At 33.1% G+C, this 20,483-nt stretch carries 19 protein-coding genes; all 19 read right to left on the reverse strand.

The features are described from left to right. Window positions 1-15 precede the first annotated feature (15 nt). Window positions 16-1,317 (reverse strand): solute carrier family 23 protein, encoded by a 1,302-nt coding sequence (locus LQ693_RS06645; protein ID WP_037587560.1) that lies wholly within the window; start codon window positions 1,315-1,317, stop codon window positions 16-18. 145 nt (window positions 1,318-1,462) lie between these two features. Continuing rightward, window positions 1,463-1,990 carry a bifunctional pyr operon transcriptional regulator/uracil phosphoribosyltransferase PyrR gene (gene pyrR, locus LQ693_RS06650; RefSeq protein WP_025904587.1) on the reverse strand — a complete coding sequence of 176 codons (528 nt, stop codon included), beginning with the start codon at window positions 1,988-1,990 and terminating at the stop codon, window positions 1,463-1,465. Between the two features lie 215 nt (window positions 1,991-2,205). Further along, window positions 2,206-3,129, reverse strand: a complete 924-nt coding sequence (locus LQ693_RS06655; protein ID WP_103361372.1) for an RluA family pseudouridine synthase — start codon at window positions 3,127-3,129, stop codon at window positions 2,206-2,208. Then, window positions 3,126-3,605 (reverse strand): signal peptidase II, encoded by a 480-nt coding sequence (gene lspA, locus LQ693_RS06660; protein ID WP_037587555.1) that lies wholly within the window; start codon window positions 3,603-3,605, stop codon window positions 3,126-3,128. The genes LQ693_RS06655 and lspA overlap by 4 nt, the downstream gene beginning before the upstream one ends. Window positions 3,606-3,792: 187 nt before the next feature. Then, entirely contained in the window at window positions 3,793-4,731 is a 939-nt protein-coding gene (locus tag LQ693_RS06665) for an LPXTG cell wall anchor domain-containing protein (protein WP_239703129.1), read from the reverse strand. Between the two features lie 288 nt (window positions 4,732-5,019). Further along, complete coding sequence (gene ileS / locus LQ693_RS06670) at window positions 5,020-7,770, reverse strand: isoleucine--tRNA ligase (protein WP_107565520.1); 2,751 nt, start codon at window positions 7,768-7,770, stop codon at window positions 5,020-5,022. 201 nt (window positions 7,771-7,971) lie between these two features. Further along, window positions 7,972-8,556, reverse strand: a complete 585-nt coding sequence (locus tag LQ693_RS06675) for a DivIVA domain-containing protein (protein ID WP_025904594.1) — start codon at window positions 8,554-8,556, stop codon at window positions 7,972-7,974. Window positions 8,557-8,574: 18 nt separating this feature from the next. Beyond that, window positions 8,575-9,348, reverse strand: a complete 774-nt coding sequence (locus tag LQ693_RS06680) for a YlmH family RNA-binding protein (protein ID WP_037587549.1) — start codon at window positions 9,346-9,348, stop codon at window positions 8,575-8,577. Window positions 9,349-9,419: 71 nt separating this feature from the next. Further along, the gene (locus LQ693_RS06685) at window positions 9,420-9,716 is read right to left on the reverse strand and encodes a YggT family protein (RefSeq protein WP_037587547.1); all 297 of its coding nucleotides are present in this window, start codon (window positions 9,714-9,716) and stop codon (window positions 9,420-9,422) included. A gap of 13 nt (window positions 9,717-9,729) precedes the next feature. Beyond that, complete coding sequence (locus tag LQ693_RS06690; protein ID WP_107596659.1) at window positions 9,730-10,305, reverse strand: cell division protein SepF; 576 nt, start codon at window positions 10,303-10,305, stop codon at window positions 9,730-9,732. A gap of 11 nt (window positions 10,306-10,316) precedes the next feature. Further along, window positions 10,317-10,988, reverse strand: coding sequence for a YggS family pyridoxal phosphate-dependent enzyme (locus LQ693_RS06695; protein WP_107617819.1), 672 nt, complete (start codon window positions 10,986-10,988; stop codon window positions 10,317-10,319). A gap of 8 nt (window positions 10,989-10,996) precedes the next feature. After that, entirely contained in the window at window positions 10,997-11,788 is a 792-nt protein-coding gene (gene pgeF, locus LQ693_RS06700) for a peptidoglycan editing factor PgeF (protein ID WP_107596657.1), read from the reverse strand. Window positions 11,789-11,847: 59 nt separating this feature from the next. Further along, window positions 11,848-13,005, reverse strand: coding sequence for a cell division protein FtsZ (gene ftsZ / locus LQ693_RS06705; RefSeq protein ID WP_037587538.1), 1,158 nt, complete (start codon window positions 13,003-13,005; stop codon window positions 11,848-11,850). 28 nt (window positions 13,006-13,033) lie between these two features. Then, a complete protein-coding gene (gene ftsA / locus LQ693_RS06710; protein WP_107596656.1) occupies window positions 13,034-14,407 on the reverse strand; it encodes a cell division protein FtsA in 1,374 nt (457 codons plus the stop codon). Between the two features lie 109 nt (window positions 14,408-14,516). After that, window positions 14,517-15,461, reverse strand: a complete 945-nt coding sequence (locus tag LQ693_RS06715) for a cell division protein FtsQ/DivIB (protein WP_182461771.1) — start codon at window positions 15,459-15,461, stop codon at window positions 14,517-14,519. Window positions 15,462-15,488: 27 nt separating this feature from the next. Further along, window positions 15,489-16,838 (reverse strand): UDP-N-acetylmuramoyl-L-alanine--D-glutamate ligase, encoded by a 1,350-nt coding sequence (murD, locus tag LQ693_RS06720; RefSeq protein WP_107596655.1) that lies wholly within the window; start codon window positions 16,836-16,838, stop codon window positions 15,489-15,491. 1 nt (window position 16,839) lies between these two features. After that, on the reverse strand, window positions 16,840-17,805 hold the full coding sequence (mraY, locus tag LQ693_RS06725; RefSeq protein ID WP_107596654.1) for a phospho-N-acetylmuramoyl-pentapeptide-transferase: 966 nt from the start codon (window positions 17,803-17,805) through the stop codon (window positions 16,840-16,842). A gap of 44 nt (window positions 17,806-17,849) precedes the next feature. After that, complete coding sequence (locus LQ693_RS06730) at window positions 17,850-20,105, reverse strand: penicillin-binding protein (RefSeq protein WP_107596653.1); 2,256 nt, start codon at window positions 20,103-20,105, stop codon at window positions 17,850-17,852. Next, window positions 20,092-20,472, reverse strand: a complete 381-nt coding sequence (ftsL, locus tag LQ693_RS06735; protein ID WP_239703130.1) for a cell division protein FtsL — start codon at window positions 20,470-20,472, stop codon at window positions 20,092-20,094. The genes LQ693_RS06730 and ftsL overlap by 14 nt, the downstream gene beginning before the upstream one ends. Window positions 20,473-20,483 lie beyond the last annotated feature (11 nt).

Consider the following 20,483-nt stretch of genomic DNA (forward strand, 5'->3'; position numbering starts at 1 on the left):
CACGCCTCCTGAGAATTATTTTATTTTCTTTGGCAATATAAGATTGAGCAAGATACCTACTGTTGCTGCTAAAGCCATACCTTCAATGTTTAAATGTATGCCAATACCTGTGAAGTCTAAATGTGCTTTACCGATTCCTAATACGAGAATGACAGAAGCAATGATCAAGTTACGGTTGTCACCGAAGTCGATATTGTTCTCCACCAACATTCTCAAACCACTTGAAGCAATGATTCCGAATAATAGTATGGAAACACCACCCATAACTGGTGTTGGTATTGTTGAAATCATCGCTGTGAATTTACCAACAAATCCTAAGATTAGTGCAAGTACTGCTGCACCACCGATTACCCATATACTATAAATTCTTGTAATGGCAAGTACGCCAATGTTCTCGCCGTATGTCGTACTTGGTGGCCCACCAATAATTGAAGCCATCATCGTTGATACCCCGTCACCTATTAATGAGCGGTGTAAACCTGGATCTTTGAAGAAGTTCTTACCGACAATTTTATTGATGACGATTTGATGACCGATATGCTCACTAACCGTTACAAAAACGATTGGCAGCATGATTAAGATAAGTCCCCATTGTAGCGATGGTGTGTAATCATGAAACGGTAAGTAAATATCAGGCATTTGAATCCATTTTGCTTTTGAAATCGGCGCTAAGTCCACAATTCCAAATAATAATGAAGATATATATCCAACAATAATTCCGATAAGTACTGGAATGATTGATAAGAATCCTTTGAAAAATACTGAAACGATAATTGTTGTAATTAATGTGATGAGTGCGACTGTAATGTAAATGCCACTATAGCCTTTCATTGCATTTGAATCTGTGTACATCGCCATGTTAACGGCTACCGGTGCTAATCCAAGTCCGATAACCATGATAACCGGTCCTACTACAACTGGTGGTAACAGATTAAGCAACCAATTCGTGCCTGTAACCTTTATAATCAATCCGATAATGACGTAAAGGACACCACTCATAAATAATGCGACAAGCATTTCACCAAGGTCATGTGTCTTGAGTCCGACAATAATCGGTGTTATGAATGCAAAGCTCGAACCGAGATAAGCTGGTATCTTTCCTTTCGTTATCAGTATATAAAGTAGCGTTCCTAAGCCTGATGCAATGAGTGCTGCTGAAACAGGTAAACCTGTTAGAAATGGTACAAGTACCGTTGCTCCGAACATTGCAAATAAATGCTGTGAGCTTAAGAAGAACCATTGTGATGCTTTAGGTTTATCATTAACATCTAATATGGGTTCTACTGTTCGTTTAAACATTTCTTCATTATGTGACATTTCCATTCTCCTATTCAAAAAAAGATCCCTTTACAAGATATGCAAAGGGATCTATGTATACAGTGATACCTATAAAGGTATAGTTATCTCCTGTAACCATATAAGCTCCTTTGCCAGTCTCTCGTACTGATTTAAAAGGATTTATTTAATTTAATTTTACTGCTGTTTGTTGGTCAAACTCTTCTAGTTCAACGACAACTGATTCATTAGATGATGTTGGAACGTTCTTACCTACATAATCTGCTCTAATCGGAAGTTCTCTATGACCTCTATCGACTAAAGTTGCCAAACTTATTTTTCGTGGTCTTGCGTGATCCAATATAGCATCTAATGAAGCTCTAACAGTTCTACCTGTATAAAGGACATCATCTACAATTATGACATGCTTATCGTTAATATCTACATCGATATTAAATGATTTCACTTTAATCGTACCTTGCTGATTCTGAACGTCGTCACGATAATGTGTAACATCAATTTCTCCAGTTGGTACTTGAACTTGTTCGATGTCTTGGATTTTCTGCTCAATTCTGTTCGCAAGAAATACACCTCTTGTCTTTACGCCTAACAAGACAATATCTTTAGTACCTTTGTTCTTTTCAAGTATTTCATGTGACATTCTTGTTAATGCTCTGTTTACAGCAGCAGCATCCATGATTAACCTCTCAGCCATATTCAATCTCCTTCCACAAAAAAATACTCACGTCTTTAGAAGACATGAGTATACACTAGTACCAAACAAAGATGGTCTACACGCTCATATTATGTCTTCTCAGCCTCTCTGGACTGTCTGTTAAAGACGCTTTAATTGTTAAAACAATAATATCGTTTTTTTCATATGATGTCAAAGTTTAAATAAAATTAAATAAGTATTATTACACGATGTACTTATTTTTTATCTTCGTGATTTCTTAATTTCTCTAATAATGTTTCAAAATATTCTGGTAGTGGTGCTTCTTTTTCAATATATTCACCAGTAACTGGATGTTCAAAGCCTAATAATCCAGCATGTAAAGCTTGTCCACCAATGTTCAATGTCTTCTTCGGTCCATATTTAGGATCGCCTACTAAAGGAAAACCAATATGTTTCATATGCACTCTGATTTGGTGCGTACGACCCGTTTCTAATTGACATTTAACCAATGTATATTTTTCGAACTTTTCAATTACATTAAAGTGCGTCACAGCTTCTTTACCATCATCCACAATCGCCATTTCTTGACGTTCTTTAGGATTTCTACCGATTGGTGCTTCAATTGTGCCAAATTCGTGAGGTATATTACCGTGTACAAGTGCTGTATATTCTCTTGTCACAGTTTTATCAACTAACTGTTCAACTAATCCTCTATGTGCAATATCGTTCTTAGCAATCATCAATAAACCTGATGTATCTTTATCTATACGATGTACAATACCAGGTCTAATTTCACCATTAATACCTGATAAATCTTTAATCACATACATCAATCCGTTTACTAACGTACCTGTATAATGGCCAGGTGCTGGATGCACAACCATACCTTTAGGTTTATAAACGACCGCAACATCTTTGTCTTCATAATAAACCTCAATACCTAAATCTTCTGCGACAATATCGACCTCTTCGATTACTTTCTCAGTCACAACAATCACATCATTAAGCTTCGTCTTATAATTTGCTTTAATGACTTTACCATTTACTTCAACTAAACCTAATTTAATCCAATCTTGAATTTGATTTCTTGACCAATCTGGATTCAAATCAGGTAATAATTTATCAATTCTTACACCAATTTCATTTTCTGTCTCTATCTTAAATTCAAATGTATTCAAGCTTTTTCCTCCTTGCCCTCAAATAAAATCACAATTATCAATACAATGACACCTATCGTTAAAGCAGCATCTGCTACATTAAATATCGGGAAATTATAGCTGAAAATATATGTATCAACAAAATCAACAACTTCTCCTCTAAACAAACGATCTATAAAGTTACCAATTGACCCTGCAATTAATAAACTTAGTCCAAGTTGAACATCAGGTCGTCCATATCCTTCGTTCTTAAAGAACATAAATAAAATAACGAGCACGACAATTGTTACGATATAAAATAACCACATTTTCCCTTGTAAAATCCCCCAAGCGGCACCTTGGTTTCTATGAGATGTAATATATAAAAAATTACTGATAACCTTTATAGACTCACCCACTTCTAAAGATTTAACAATTAAAAATTTAGTAAGTTGATCAAGCGCGATTAATATAATAATAAAAGTACTCCAAATCGGTACATTGTAACCTTTACGCATCTACTTTCCACTCCAATCTTGATTATTTTACCACATAACACGACCTAATTGTTAATATGATCTTTTAAATTACACATCTAATTCAAACACCACATCACATATTTTTTCTCGCATAAACAAGAAATTAATAAACAAAATAAAAAGAGATCAAGCAACCACAATTGCTTAATCTCTTTCATTCATTAAATTACACTTCATACTTACGAGACAATCTATAAATACCAAGAAAAATTAAAGCAGATAAAATGACTAAACCATTACGTAACCACGTACTATCACTTTCACCCGTCTTAGGTAATTCTTTTTGTTGTTTATCTGACTTATTATCTGCAGTCTTAGCTTTATTGTCAGTAGCCTTTACATCTTTATTATTGTCTTCTTTTTTCACATCAACTTGTTTAGAAGTATCAGAAGATTGAGGCTCAGACTTTTGATTACTCATTGCCACTTTATTCTGATCATTAGATGTATTATTAGCTATAGCCTTATTATCTTTATTTATATTATCTTTACTTTGATTAGCAGCATCTTTCTTATCAACTACATTACTCTGACTATCAGATTTTTTATCAACTTTCCCATCATCTTTAGCCGGTTGTTCTACTTTAGCAGGAACATTTTGTTTTGGTTGTTCTGTCATAGACTGATTGTCAGTAGTGTTTTTATTAGGTTCTGTTTGATCATTTTTAGGTTCATCTTTTTGGTCATCTGCTTTTTGATCATCAGATGTATTATCAGACTTAGGATTGTATGTTATACCATCTAATGGACTAGGATGTTCGCCTACGAAAAGGTCATTTACTTTTCCTTTAGATTTATAGAAATCATAATATCCCCATTGGTCCCAAATGTGCTTATATTTAGGATTTAATTCATTCGTAGGCACACCATCCTTATAAATAAAAAAATCTACTGGTTTTGCATCAATTTCTAATATTTCACCACCCTGTTCAGGTACAGTCATTGAACCATCAAAGTTCACACCTATTGGAGATCTCATTCCTCCGTTATGAAACACATATTTAACAGTTTTATCTTGTTTCACTTCTTCTGCATTAACTTTACCTATTAAAGGTGTTGTTATTGTTGTACATAACAATGTTGATAAAAGTATTTTCTTTAACATAAACTTCTCCCCTTTTTGAATACAAATATAGTATTTTAAATTTTAACCTTCATATAACTTTCTTATATTTTGGTTTATTTTTTTATCGCCTATACTTTATCTTTATTGAAGAAATTTATACCTCAGATTAATTAAGGATATTATACAATGTAAATTTTTACCATTCAATATATTTTTTTACATTTATCATATTAAATTATGCCTCATATAAAAATTGTTAGACATACTTTTTTTACAAAAAAACTCACAAGATTTCTATCTCGTGAGTTCGTTTTATGATTATTAAATTTACACTAATGTTTTAACAACTGTTTGACAGCGTGGGCATAGGTTATCTAATTCGCCTACTGAGCCTAGCTCGTCTGAGTAGTTCCAACAGCGTTGACATTTTTCTCCGTCAGCGTGTTTCACTTTAACTTTCACATATTCATATTCTTCACCGTCTGTTAATTCATCAACGACATCTACTTTAGATACAATGAAGAGTTGTTGTAAGTCTTGGAATTGACTTAAGAATTCAACTGTATCAAAGTCTTCTGAGTTTGATAATGTGATGTGTGCTTCTAATGATTTACCGATTACTTTTTCATTACGTGCAACTTCTAATGCTCTGTTAACATCGTCTCTTAATTTCATCAGTTTAGACCATTTTTCCACTAATTCTGTATCAACTTCATGTGGGTCTGGCATATTTGTTAAATGAACACTTTCTTCTTCAACATGTGGAATATGTCCCCAAATTTCATCAGCTGTATGCGGAATGATTGGTGCTAAGATTTTAGTTAATTTAACTAATGTTTCATAAAGTACTGTTTGCATACTACGACGTTTTAATGAATCTACTTGTTCGATATAAAGGATATCTTTACCGTAGTCTAAGTAGAAGTTACTTAATTCTACGTTAATGAAGTTTTGAATATCTTGATAAATATCTAGATAGTCGAATGCTTCATAGTGAGATAATGTACGGCCAATAAATTGATTTAATCTATTGTGCATATATTGATCGATTTCAAGCATATCTTCATATTTCACACTATCTGTTGCTGGATTGAAATCATTCACATTACCTAATAAGAAACGGAATGTATTTCTAATTTTACGATATACATCAGAAGTTTGTTTTAAGATGTCGTTTGAGATACGTACGTCAGCTAAGTAGTCTACACTACTTACCCATAATCTTGCGATATCTGCACCCATTTGTTTCACAATTTTATCAGGAACGATTACGTTACCTAATGATTTACTCATTTTCTTACCTTCTCCGTCCATTACGAAACCATGAGAAAGTAACATTTTGTATGGTGAGATACCTTTAGTTGCTACTGATGTTGTGATTGATGAGTTAAACCAACCTCTGTATTGGTCACTACCTTCTAAGTAAATATCAGCTGGGTATGATAATTCTGGACGTGTTTCTAACACACCTCTATGAGTTGAACCTGAATCGAACCATACGTCCATAATATCTGTTTCTTTAGTGAATTCACCATTTGGGCTACCTTCATGCGTAAAGCCTTCTGGTAATAAGTCTTTCGCTTCTCTTTCAAACCAAATATTTGAACCGTGTTGTTCGAATAGATTTGCAACATGATTAATTGTTTCTTCAGTCATGATAATATCGCCATTTTCAGCGTAGAAGACTGGTAGAGGTACACCCCATACTCTTTGACGAGAGATAACCCATTCTCCTCTATCTCTGATCATATTGTAAAGACGTGTTTTACCCCAATCGATTTTAAACTTCGTATCATCAATTGCATCTAAAATATCTTGTCTTACTTTACTGATTGAAGCGAACCATTGTTCAGTAGCTCTGAAAATAACTGGTTTTTTAGTTCTCCAGTCATGTGGATATGAGTGTTTGAAGAATGTAAGTTTTAATAATGCGCCTACTTCATCTAATTTTTCAGTGATATTTTTATTAGCTTTATCATAGAATAGACCTTCAAATTCTCCTGCTTCTTCAGTGAATACACCTTTATCATTAATTGGACTAAGCACACCTAGACCATATTTTTGACCTACGATATAGTCATCTTCACCGTGACCTGGTGCTGTATGAACACAACCTGTACCTGCATCAGTTGTAACGTGATCACCTAAAATTAATAATGAAGTACGATCGATAAATGGATGTTGTGCTGTTGCATATTCTAATTCAGCTCCACTGAATTCTTTATCAATTGTAATTGTTTCTTTATTCCAGTCTAATGCTTCACAAACTGAATCAAGAAGTGCTTGGGCAACAACGTATTTTTTGCCTTCTACATTTACTTGTACGTAGTTCAATTTAGGATTAACAGCAATTGCTAAGTTTGATGGAATTGTCCATGGAGTTGTTGTCCAAATAATAAATGCTGCATCTTCATCTACAACACCTTTACCATCTACTACATTAAATGCTACATAGATTGAAGGTGATTTTTTATCTTGGTATTCAATTTCAGCTTCAGCTAATGAAGATTCACTTGAAGGAGACCAGTAAACTGGTTTTTTACCTTTATAGATTAAACCTTTAGCAGCCATTTCACCGAATACTCTAATTTGTGCCGCTTCAAACTCAGGTTTTAACGTAATATATGGATTATCCCAATCACCGTTTACACCTAAACGTCTGAAATCAGCTTTTTGCAATTCAATTTGTTCTAATGCAAATTCTTTACATTTTTCTCTGAATTCAGCAACTGACATTTCTTTTCTTTTAACACCTTTATTTGTTAAAGCTTGCTCGATTGGTAAACCGTGTGTATCCCAACCTGGCACGTAAGGTGCATAATATCCAGACATTGCTTTTTGTCTAACGATGATATCTTTTAAAATTTTATTTAAAGCGTGACCCATGTGTAAATTACCATTAGCATATGGAGGACCATCATGAAGAATAAATGGTGTATTACCTTTATTTTTTTCTAAAATTTTATTGTATAAATCTTTCTCTTTCCACTCTTCTTGAATTTGTGGTTCTTTATTTGGTAAACCACCTCTCATTGGAAAACTTGTTTTAGGCATAAGTAACGTATCTTTGTAATCCATAAGTCTTAATCTCCTTCTTAATAAAAATAATATAAAAAAACTCTAAGCTGAAATAATAGGGACGACATACATCGCGGTACCACCCTTATTAACTCAACTTAGAGTTCACTCATTAAACATATATCATATTCGCAAACAGGTGATACCTAAAGAAATGAATTTATTAGGCTCTCACTATCCCTAACTCGCTTCTCAATTCGTTTATTCTTCAGACTTGTCCTCTTCACTTTTAACTGCTTGATTATTTATCTGTTCTTGATTATTTTCTTCTTCTTTGTTCAAAATGTCAATATTTTCTTCAGTAACTTTTTGTTGATCGACATCATAGTTCAGTAAATAATCCCAATCTTCATTTTTCAATAAATCTAATTGCGCTTCAACTAACATGCGGAAACGTGAACGAAAAACTTTTGATTGACGTTTCATATCTTCAGTTTGGAAACTGATATGACGCGCTTTTTGAAGTGCATCATTAACGATTTGATCAGAACGTCCTTCTGCTTCTTTAATAATAGCATCTGCTTTTAAAACAGCAGTATGTTTCGTTTCTTCACTTGTTTTTTGCGCTTGTAATAATACGTCAGAGATTGTATTTTCGACTGCTTTGAATCGACTAATATTCTCTTCTTTATCATCTATAATACTTTGTAAATGCGCTTTATCTGATTTTAATTTTTCAATTTCATCACTTAAAGTTTGTAGATATCCACGTACTTCAGTTTCATCTAATCCTTTATGAACTCTACTAAATTCTTTTTGTTTGATTTCCTCTGGGGTAAATGCCATAAGTTTTCCTCCTCAGCACTATTTAAACAATGTTCGATAAGCTATTCTTATCTTGCCTTTTTTTGAAGTTCCATTATTTTGAATGATCTTCGCACGTCCATATCCTTTAATAGAGATCAAATCATTTTCTTCGACTATAAAGTCTACTTGTTCGATTTCTCTATGATTGACTTTAACGCGTTTACTTTCAATCAATTTCTTACTAATTGTTCTACTCGTATTTGTAAGGTGTTTAATGATTACATCCAATCTCAATGCACTTACAGTTGCGTCATGTGTCTGCCAATTCTCACTTGATTGTATCATATTTTGGAATGGAATAGAACTCAATTTGATTCCAGCACCTTTAATCTTTGTTAATTCCATCATAATATACGATTCAAATCTCTTTGTCAAAACAAACTGTATACGGTCATTAACAATAATATCCCCTAGTTGATTTCTATCAATCCCAAGCGACATGATCGTACCTAATACATTACGATGCGTCAATTTAACAAATTTTGAAGGATAAGTAAGCTCAATAAGAACCATCTCATAATCCGCTTCAGTCGGTTCAAAATAATCAGGTGCGACGATTGCACGTTTTCTTTCTGATTCTTCATTCCCACCAAAGTAATGTACATTTAAATCATCGAAGCCACCCACGATTGTTTGTAATATAAATTGTTCTCTAGGGTCCAGAAATTCTGTAAGCACTGGTTGATAATTTCGTTCAGCAACTTCACACCTATTTAAAAATAAATCAATAATCTCTTTTTCTTCTTTTCTAAAGTGTTGATATATATCCATTTTGACACCTCTAATTCAATAAAAAATAGGATGTGACATTGCGTCTCACCCTACTGTCATTTATCGTTTAATTATAATATTGGCATTACAGGTACAATCATATTAAATATATTAACTAAACCAACATAGAATAAACTTAACGTTATAAACGCCACTAATGAAGATATGTCTAACATACCTAAAGGTGGGATGATTTTTCTAAATGGTTCTAAAAATGGTTCATATATTTTCCCTAAAAATTGTCCAAATGCGCCTTCCCTAACGCCTGGTAACCATGATGTAAGGAAATAAACGATCATACCATATTGATAAATTTTAACGACGAATAATACAAAGCCTAATATCGTACTTAATAATCCACTATCCATATCTTAAATTCCTCTATTCTTGATAAGGTTCAACTTGTTCTAGTTGCTCAGTAATTGATCCAGCTACTTCAACATTATCAGGTGTACATAAGAAGATGTCTGTTCCTACACGTCTTATATCTCCACCAATCGCATAAACAGTACCACTCAAGAAGTCTATAATTCTTTTAGCTGATACTTTGTCAATGCGTTGTAAGTTTACTAATGTTGTACGTCTATTTTTAAGTTCATCGGCGATATCCTGCGTATCTGAAAATACTCTTGGTTCAAATAAGCACATTTTTGAACTTTGCGCAAAATCCATATTCCCACTCATACTAACGACATTCGTTTGAGATGAATTTGTACGTTTCTCAGTCATGGCCTCTTTCCTTTCAGGTTTTTTAAAATCACGAGAACGTTGTGATTGGTATCTAGTTGTATTTGATTTTTGTGTTGGTACACTTTTTAAAGATTGTTGTTTTGGTTTTTGTTCTTGTATAGATGATTCTTGTTGTGGTGATTTTGTTTGTTCTCTTTGTGGCTCTTCGTATACTTCTTCTTCTTCATCGACTACGAAAAAGCCTTTAAATACATCTTTAATTGCCATAATTTACACTCCTATTCGCCAACTAATTTTGTACCAATTCTTACATAAGAAGCACCTTCTAATATTGCTTCATTGAAATCATTGCTCATGCCCATAGATAATTCAGTGCAAGGTGCATATGATAAGTTTAAGGATTGTACTTTCTCTTTCAATAATCTTAGTTGGTTAAAATATTGTCTTAATTTTATTTTGTCTTCAGTTAATGGTGCCATAGTCATTAAACCAACTATTTCAATATGTTTAAAATCCTTAAGCTCTCGAATAAATGGGATAACTTCATCAGGCGACATGCCATGTTTTGATTCTTCTCCCGAAACATTCACTTGAACAAAGCATTTTACAACATGTTCAGCACGTTTTTCAATTTCTTTAGCTAATTTTAATCTATCTAATGCATGTAAATAATCAATTTCATTAATGATGTCTTTTACTTTTCTTGTTTGTAATGATCCAATAAAATGCATGATAGCATCATCTGGAAGATGCTTTTTCTTTTCCAAAAATCCTTCAATACGATTTTCTCCAAAGTTTTTCAAGCCTGCTTCATAAGCTTCTTTAGCTCGGTCTATTGTAACATATTTTGTCACAACAATCACTTGAGGAGCCGTATTAAATTCTGATTCTTCACTACTGTTACAAATTTGTGAATTGATTTCTACTAAATTTTCTTTTACTGATTTCAAATCTATACCTACTTTCTACCTATAAATGCAAGCATTCTACCAGTTTGCCCTTTTTCTACTCTATATGAGAAGAATAAATCTGTTTCACTAGCCGTACAATGATTCGTCTTTACAATATGTTCAGGATTAACACCATAATGTATGGCAAGTAGTGCATTTGCTTGTTTTAAATCTATGCCGTATCTATCTTGTCCTCTTTGTACAATGTACGCTTCAGGGTCTATCGGTAATGTTTTGAACTTTTGATAAATGTCTTCGTTAATTTCGTAACTGTCAGATGTGGATGGTCCTATAACAACTCTCAAATTTGAAACCTCGCCGTTATATTGTTCTATCATCTCTTTAATAATTTGGGAATGCGTACCTCTCCATCCGGCATGACAAAGACCAATATAACCATTTTGCTTATCATATAAATAGATTGGTACACAATCTGCAAAGCACATCGTTAATAATAGGTCAGACTCATAAGTATAAAGTCCATCTATCCCATGAAGTGCTTCAGTTAATGCATTGATATTTGTACCTTTATCCTTTGAAGATACTTCTCGAACTTTATTCTCATGTGTTTGAATTGGAAATACCCAATTGTCACAACTAAAATTAATTTCATTGGCTAATATTTGCTGATGCTTTGAAATATTATCTGGATCGTCATTGATATATCGCGCCATATTAAATGCATTCTCCGGATATGGACTATAACCACCTTGACGAGTTGTAATACCTATCGTTAAATCATTTCTATCATCGGCTTCATATGATAAATAATGATTATGTTGATTAAAAATCTCTTTCATTTCATCTCTCCTAACAAAAAAAGTCATCAGGACTTAGCCTGATGACTTTTTAAGTTCATTTATCGTCTAGAGCGTCTAGAACGTCTATCTTCTCTATTTCGAATGAAACTTGGAATATCACTATCATCAGTTGATTCATTTGCTGATTTATTTTCAAATGAAGCTTTTCTTCCTAGTGATTCTCCTTCTTCTCTTTTAGAAGCAGGTTCTTCTGTAGTTCCACCAAATGCTCCGCCACCTTGTGGTTTACGAGCATTAGAAGGTTTGTCATTAAATCCAGTAGCAATTACTGTAACGACTAATTCGTCTTGTAATTCTGGGTTTATAACTGTACCAAAGATCATATTAACATCTTCGTCTGCTGCATCTTGAACAATATCTGCTGCTTCTTGAGCTTCAAATAGTGAAAGTGACTCTCCACCTGTAATGTTCATTAAGACACCTTGTGCGCCTACGATTGAAGTTTCTAATAATGGTGAAGAAATGGCTTTTTTAGCAGCTTCGATTGCTCTATTTTCACCAGAAGATACACCGATACCCATTAATGCTGAACCTTGGTTAGACATAATAGTCTTAACGTCAGCAAAGTCTAAGTTAACTTCACCAGAAACAGCGATTAAGTCCGAGATACCTTGTACACCTTGACGTAATACATTATCTGCTTCTTTGAATGCTTCCATCATAGGTGTTGATTTATCAACGATATCTAAAAGACGATCATTAGGAATAACGATTAATGTATCTACTGCAGCTTTCATAGATTCTACACCAGCAGCAGCTTGAGTTTGACGTTTACGTCCTTCAAAGCTAAATGGACGTGTAACAACACCAACAGTTAATGCACCCATCTCTTTTGCGATTTTAGCAACAACTGGTGCAGCACCTGTACCAGTTCCGCCACCCATACCAGCAGTAACAAATACCATGTCAGCGCCTTGAATAGCATCTTCTATTTGTTCACGTGATTCTTCAGCAGCTTTTTTACCGATTTCTGGGTTTGCACCTGCACCTAATCCACGTGTTAATTTTTCACCAATTTGAATTTTAGATGAAGCTTTAGATAAGTTTAAAGCTTGACCATCTGTATTAATAGAAATAAATTCTACATTGTTCATTCCATGATCTATCATACGGTTAACAGCGTTATTACCGCCACCACCAACACCAATTACTTTTAAAGTAGCTAAATGATTAAACCCTTGCTCAAATTCTAACATTTATTATCCTCCTAATCTTTATGACCCATCAATCAAATAACGATTTCATTAATTTTTTTAATACACTTGGCTTCTCTTCTTGACTTTCCGAATCATATTCTGTTTCGGAGACTCTGTCATGATCAGAATTTGAAGCTTTTGCGTCATTGTTTTTGTTTGATTTCTTTTTAAACCATTGTTCATATGGTTTAACTTTAGTTTCTTGAGTTTCTTCTTCGTATGTTTCTTCTTCGACATTATCAGCGTCATAATTATTCATTGTAACATAATCTAGTAGCTCATCAAAGTTAATTCCACTAGATATAGTAGATATACTAGAAGTAAACTCAGGTTTACGTATACCCATTTGAGACGGTGTATGTACACGTACTTTTTCATTAACCATATCTTGTAATAATTCTTTAATACCAAGTAGGTTTGAAGTACCACCTGTTACGATGAATCCACCGTTAACATTTGTAATACCCATATCTTGTAATAAATCAAATATTTCAAAGAAAATTTCTTCTACTCTTGATTCAATAATTTCACTTAATTCTTTTTGAGTGAATTGTGCGTGACCATCTTCGTTAATTTGTTCAACACTAAAGACATCTTGATCTGATGCAGAGTCGTAGAATGCATGTCCATATTGTTGTTTAATCTTCTCGGCATTGTCATATGTAGTATTTAATGATTTCGCAATATCTGTTGTTATGCTTCTACCTGCCATTTCAATCGTATCAGCATCAACTAAATTGCCTCTTTCATAAAAGCCTACTTGCGTTAAATCTTCACCAATATCAATGACGCAAGCACCAAGTTCAACTTCTGTTGGAGATAATATAGATTGATAGTTATAAGCATCAGAAAATACTTCTAATACATCTACTCCACAAGATTCAACACATTTAATGATGTTGATTAATAATGATTTTGATGTTGCGATAACGCCTGCTTCTACTTTTAATGATTGCGTTGCAACCATCTCTTTAGGATCAGAAACCTCATGTAAGTCATCTACAATAAATTTCATTGGGAATACACCAATGACTTCAGTTTCAGGTACATCATTCAATTCTCTAATGCCCTCTAATACTGATTCTATATGACTGCCATTTATTTCAGTTTCTGTACCATCAAATGGTATTTCAAATTTTTCGTCGTAAATCTCTGTATTCACGATAGGCATTTTTAAGAATACTTCTTTAATATCTATTCCAGAAGCAATTGCTGCTTTTTTGATTGTATCTTTAATTGCTTGTTTAGCGATATCAAAATCATCTATACAACCATTTCTTATACCATTCGTATAAGTTTGCCCTGTACCTATCACGTTAATGCCATTATGAAATTTTTCTCCTACTATTACTTTTACACTCGATGAACCTATATCTAAACTAATATAATAATGTTCCTCCATCGATAGGCACCTCCTCTAACACATGATAATCAAATTTAAACTATTATTAGTTTACATGATACTTGATTTAATGTGAACTAATTATAGGTTTATTTATTGATTTTTTTACTTATTCTTCTGATTTCTCAGTTGATTTTGGTTCTTCTCCAGATTTATCCAATTCTTTAGATAAATCTTGTAATGCTTGGTCTAATTTTTTCTGTTCAGTTTTATTGTTTTCATCTTGTTTTGTTTCTTTTTCTGAACGTTCTTTTTGCTGTTCTTCTGTTTCATACGGTAAGAATGTTACACCGACTTGTAAATCTAAAAATCCAGGTGTTTTGAGCGCTCCAGAATTGTCTCTCTCTAATTTATCAGAAATACTTGGATAATAGTTGATTTTATTCGCAAAAGTTTGAATATCTCCAACAACTTCTACATTATCTGTCATAAATAGTTGGATTCTATTCTGATTGTTCTCACCTGGCTTATAATTAATTTCCGATATCATTGATTTAACTTTAGGTTTCACCTTTTTCAATTCAGGAATCAATTTATTTAATTTTTTAGAACTAAAGTCATTCAAAATCGGAACATCAATTGGTAAATCCGTAGATAAGTTTTTAATTGTTTTTCCATTTTCTAATAATGGTAAGTAACGTTTTTTCTCTTTAACTAAGCCAATCGTTTCATATTCATTTACATTAACTGTTAAATCATTTGGAAAATGACGTTTAATTTCAACACTTTTAACGCCTTCAATTTCTTCGATTTTCGATTTCATATCACTTACAGGAATATTGTATATTCGAGAATCTTTTTTGACATCTAAAGCTTTTTCAATATCGTTTTTAGATACGATTTCTTCACCTTTAATGTCCACTTGATCAACTTTACTGATGTCTGTAAACATGTACAGTAAAATCAAGATAACAAGGAGTATAACACCTATGAATACACCTAATTGAATTTGACGTCTACGTTTTCTTTTCTTCTTTAAAATTTCTAATCGTTCATCTTCCGTAGTCGTTTCAAATTGCAATATATCATCATTGTTATCAGAACTTTTATTCACGGTTGTCACTCCTTTTTTTCACAATTTCTAAAATGTTGGTAAATGTTTTTGGAAACTTTCAATAAATTCGTCGCCACGCGCTTCAAATGTATCATATTGATCCCAGCTCGCACACGCTGGTGATAGTAAGACAACATCATTAGATTGTATATAATCTTGAATCAAATTGACGGCATCTTTAACGTCATTTGCTTGCAAGACTTCTTTACCTTGACTCGCACCTAATGTTTTTAATTTATCTTTTGTTTCGCCAAATGTAACCATCAAACGGACATTATCCATATATGGTATTAAATCATCAAAGTCATTTCCTCTATCTAATCCACCACATAACCAAATGATTGGCGAATTAAATGAACTTAAAGCAAATCGTGTCGCTAAAGTATTCGTCGCTTTAGAGTCATTGTAATACTTATTACCTCTATTATTCCCAACATATTGAAGTCTATGTTTAATACCTGAGAATGTTGTTAAAGTATGCACAACCGACTTCACGTCAACACCAGATAATAATGAAGCTAATACAGCTACAAGTACATTTTCTAAATTATGTTTACCAGGTAATACAATATCTTGCGTATTGATAATTCTTATACCATTATATACAACATAATCATCTTCAATATAAATGCCATTTACTTTTTGATTAGTTGAGAAATATAATATTTTAGATTTAATATCATCTGTATTGATTAAATGTCTTTGTTCATAGTTAAAAATTAAATAATCGTCTTCGGTTTGATTCTTAAAAATATTTTTCTTAGCATTCTGGTATTCTTCTAAACTACCGTGATAATCCAAATGTGCAGAATAAATATTTGTAACAATCGCGATATGCGGACGATAATGGATTGTTCCTAAAAGTTGGAATGAAGATAGTTCAGTAATAAGATAATCGTCTTTCGTAACCTCTTGTGCAACTTTTGATGCAACAACACCAATATTACCGGAAACTTGACCATTTACTTTACTATTACCAAACATATCACCTATTAATGAAGTCACTGTTGTTTTACCATTTGTACCGGTAATACCGATAATAGGTGCTTCTGAAATGTAATAACTCAATTCAACTTCTGTTATGATATCCAATCCTTGATTCATCGCTTCTTGCAATAGTGGAATATTGTAAGGTATACCAGGGTTTTTTACGATTAAAGGCTTATTATCGAGTAGTGACAATGGATGTTCACCACTGATCACACGTATCCCTTGTTGCTCTAATTCAAGTGCATGCGGATCAGATGATAAATCTTTACCATCATTAACTGTTACCTCAGCACCTAATTTATGGCATAACTTTGCACTTTCATATCCACTTTTTGCTAAACCTAAAATAAGAACAGGTTTCTCTTTTAATGCATCATATGCTTTCATATTACATTACCCCTATCCATAAACCAATTGCACCAGTAACGATACCTGTAGCCCAGAATACTAATACTATTTTCCATTCACTCCAACCAACTAATTCGAAATGGTGATGCAATGGGCTCATTTTAAATATTCTTTTTCCTGTAAGCTTGAATGACGTTACTTGTAACATAACTGATAATGTTTCAATTACAAATACTAAACCGATTAATAATAATGTTATTTCTTGGTTAAGCATGATTGAAATCGTTGCGAAAATACCACCAAGCGCTAAGCTTCCAGTATCTCCCATGAACACTTTTGCTGGGTACTTGTTGTAAATTAAAAATCCAAATAAACTTGCAAGCATCACTAAACAGAATAACCCTATTTCTGGCTTATCAAGAATAAATGATAGTGCCGCGTAAAAACCAAATGCAATGATGGATAAACCAGTTGAAAGACCATCTAATCCATCTGTTAAGTTCACAGCATTACTGAATCCAACTTGCCAAAATACTATGAATATAATGTAGAAAACAGACAATGGTAATGACCAATCTGTAAAAGGAATGTTGATAGCTGTTTCAAATTCATAGTTTGGTAATATAACACTTACGATATAGAATATAACGGCTATCGCAATTTGAGCTAAGAATTTTTGTTTACTTGTTAAACCTTGGTTATTTTTCTTAACGACAATAATATAATCGTCTATAAAACCAATAAGTCCAAAACCTAGTGTTACAAATAATAACAGAATGAGCGGACCTACTTGCTCAACATAGAATAACGCAATGATTGTTACAACGATTGTTGCTAATAAGAACGTTAATCCACCCATAGTTGGTGTTCCTGTTTTCTTCATATGACTCTTAGGTCCTTCTTCTCGAATACTTTGCCCAAATTTTAATTTTTTAAGTGTTGGAATTAAAACGGGTACAAGTATCAAAGTCAATAAAAACGCAATGACAGGTAGCGTAAAATTCATAATTGTTCACCTTTTCTTTTGTATATTATCTATCATCCTGTGATTTATGATTCACTAGATGTTTTTTCTTCTTTACTATCTTTTTTATCATTTTTACTTTTGCTTTCATCTTTAGATGTTTCTTCATCATCTGGAACTTGTCCTATTGAATCATCACCATTCGGATGATTGTTAGAAAGTGTAAACTTAACTTTAGTACCAGATTTAATTGTTTGGTTCTGACTGACAGATTGCTCAGAAACATAACCAGAACCCTCTGATTCTACTTCAATACCTGTCGCTTCTTGTAATTTCAATAAGTCTCGTTTAGTCCAATTTTCAGTATCAGGCATCGTCATTTCACCGTCTGTAACGAGTAAAATTCTTTCTTTATCTTGGACATTTTTACCTTTAAGCGGTATTTGTTTCTTAATTTTATCACCTTTACCAATTACAATTGGCTCAAGTTTTTTACCTTTTATTGCATCCGTTGCTTTTTGTGTACTCATATTAACAACATCTGGTACATCTGATTCATTTGTCTTAGCTTTTCCTTCAGTTTCTTCTACATCTAAATATTTCAATGTATTTTCCATAATTGGATTGAAACCTCTTGATACACCATACTCATATGCCTCTAGATCACGTTTTTGTGCAAGTGACATACCAGCATATACAACCACTTCAGGATCTTTAGCTGGCGCATAGCCCATAAAACTTACGAAATAAGGATTTGCACCATCTACATAACCACCGTTTTTAGTATCTGGTACTTGAGCTGTACCGGTTTTACCTGCAACTCTGTAACCATCTATTTTATAGTTAGTAGCATGACTTTCTTTACTATTTACTACTTTATCTAATTCTGTCATTGTCTTCTTGGCTGTATCTTTAGATATTGGATTACCAACTACTTTTTTCTCGCCTTTTTTAATCGTTTCGTTACTTTCTTTGTTTTGAATCGATTTTACATAATAAGGTTCAAGCATATTACCTTGATTTATAATAGCTGTTTCAGCTTGCAACATTTGGATTGGCGTTACAGTAGTAGACTGACCAAATGAAGATGTCTTTCTTTGAAGTTCGTTATCAAATGCAATATTCCCTGGCGCTTCACTATCAAATAAGCCACCTGTCTTTTTACCGAAACCAAATTTCTCATAATATGCCTTTGCTTTATCAGCACCGACTAAGTCTTGAAGTTTCATCATTAATGTATTCGCTGAATATGTAAATCCAGTTGTCATAGGAATATTTCCCCAACCATCATCGTTCCAATCATAAATTTTAAATCCATCTATTTCTCTATGACCTGATTTAAATTTCTTGTTTGGTTCGAATTTACCTTCTTCAATTGCTGCAGCTAGACCATATGTTTTGAATGTTGAACCTGGTTCGTAAGTATTTTGATATAAATCATTCGCCCATTTTTTCCCGAAGTCTTTTTTCGTATCAGGATTAAACGTAGGTCTCTGACTGTAACCTAAAATTTCACCAGTTTTTGCATCCATGACAACCGCAAATAAATCTTTAGGTTCATAGCGATCTACCATTTCGTCGAGTGCATTTTCAACAAAGACTTGAATATTAGAGTCTAATGTAAGATGTACATCATCACCATTTTGCGCTTTAATACTATCTTCACTGTTCGGCACGAGCATACCCCATATATCTTGCTTATAAGAGTTTTTACCCGTTTTTCCTTTTAAATAGCTATCAAATACTTTTTCAGCACCTGATACACCTTTTAATTTGTTTGTATCTGGATCTTTATCTGCTAAACCGATAAGATGAGATGCGAAGTTACCATTAGGATAAAATCTTTTTTTCTCCGTTTCAAACGTCAATCCTGGTAATTTAAGCTTTTCAATTTGTGTTTTTTGTTTATAAGTTAAATCTTTACCTTTTTGACCAAACTCAACTTGAAAGGCATTTTTAGTTTTAAGTTTATCTAAAATATCATCTTCATCCATATCAAGAATTTTAGCTAATGCTTTAGCTGTTTTCTTCTTGTCTTTTACGTGTCGAGGTTTATCGCTACCTTCGCTCATTTTTTTATCTAATATTGCCACTAATTTATAACTATCTGTATCTTCGGCAAGCACTTTACCATTACGATCATAAATTTTTCCACGTTCAGGTTCAGCGACTGTTTGTCTTAAATATTTCTCACTTGCCCTGTACGCTAAATCTTCACCAGCTGAGTGACCACTGATCATTAAATACGAATATCTTACGGCCAATATAAAAAAGAGCAGTCCGAAAAAACTTACTAAGAGGACTGCTCCTATTTTATTTTTCTTTATTTTAATTTTGGGCATCACTACGCACTACCTTTACATTGTCATTATTCAACTTTAGACCGTAGTCTTCAGCTTTTTCGTAGATGCGTTCGTATGACGATTGTTTCATTGATTCCGTCTTCAAATCACTGTTTGTTGTTTGTTGTTGTTCAATTTTACTGTCTAATTCTTCGATTTGTGTCTTGTTATTATACGCATCCATTTTTAAAGATAGCATATAAATACTTATCAACGCAATCATAGTTATTAATGATATGTATACGACTTTTTCGATCCTCGATATTCCTACTACCTTGGTCTTTTTTACTTTTTTCTTCTGTGGTTCGAGTTGTGGCTCTTGCCACTCATCAGGTCTATAATTCGGATATACTCTTTCTACTGCCATTCAATTGCCAC

The sequence above is a fragment of the Mammaliicoccus sp. B-M6 genome (genome assembly GCF_022386965.1).
In the GTDB taxonomy this organism is placed as follows: domain Bacteria; phylum Bacillota; class Bacilli; order Staphylococcales; family Staphylococcaceae; genus Mammaliicoccus; species Mammaliicoccus sciuri_A.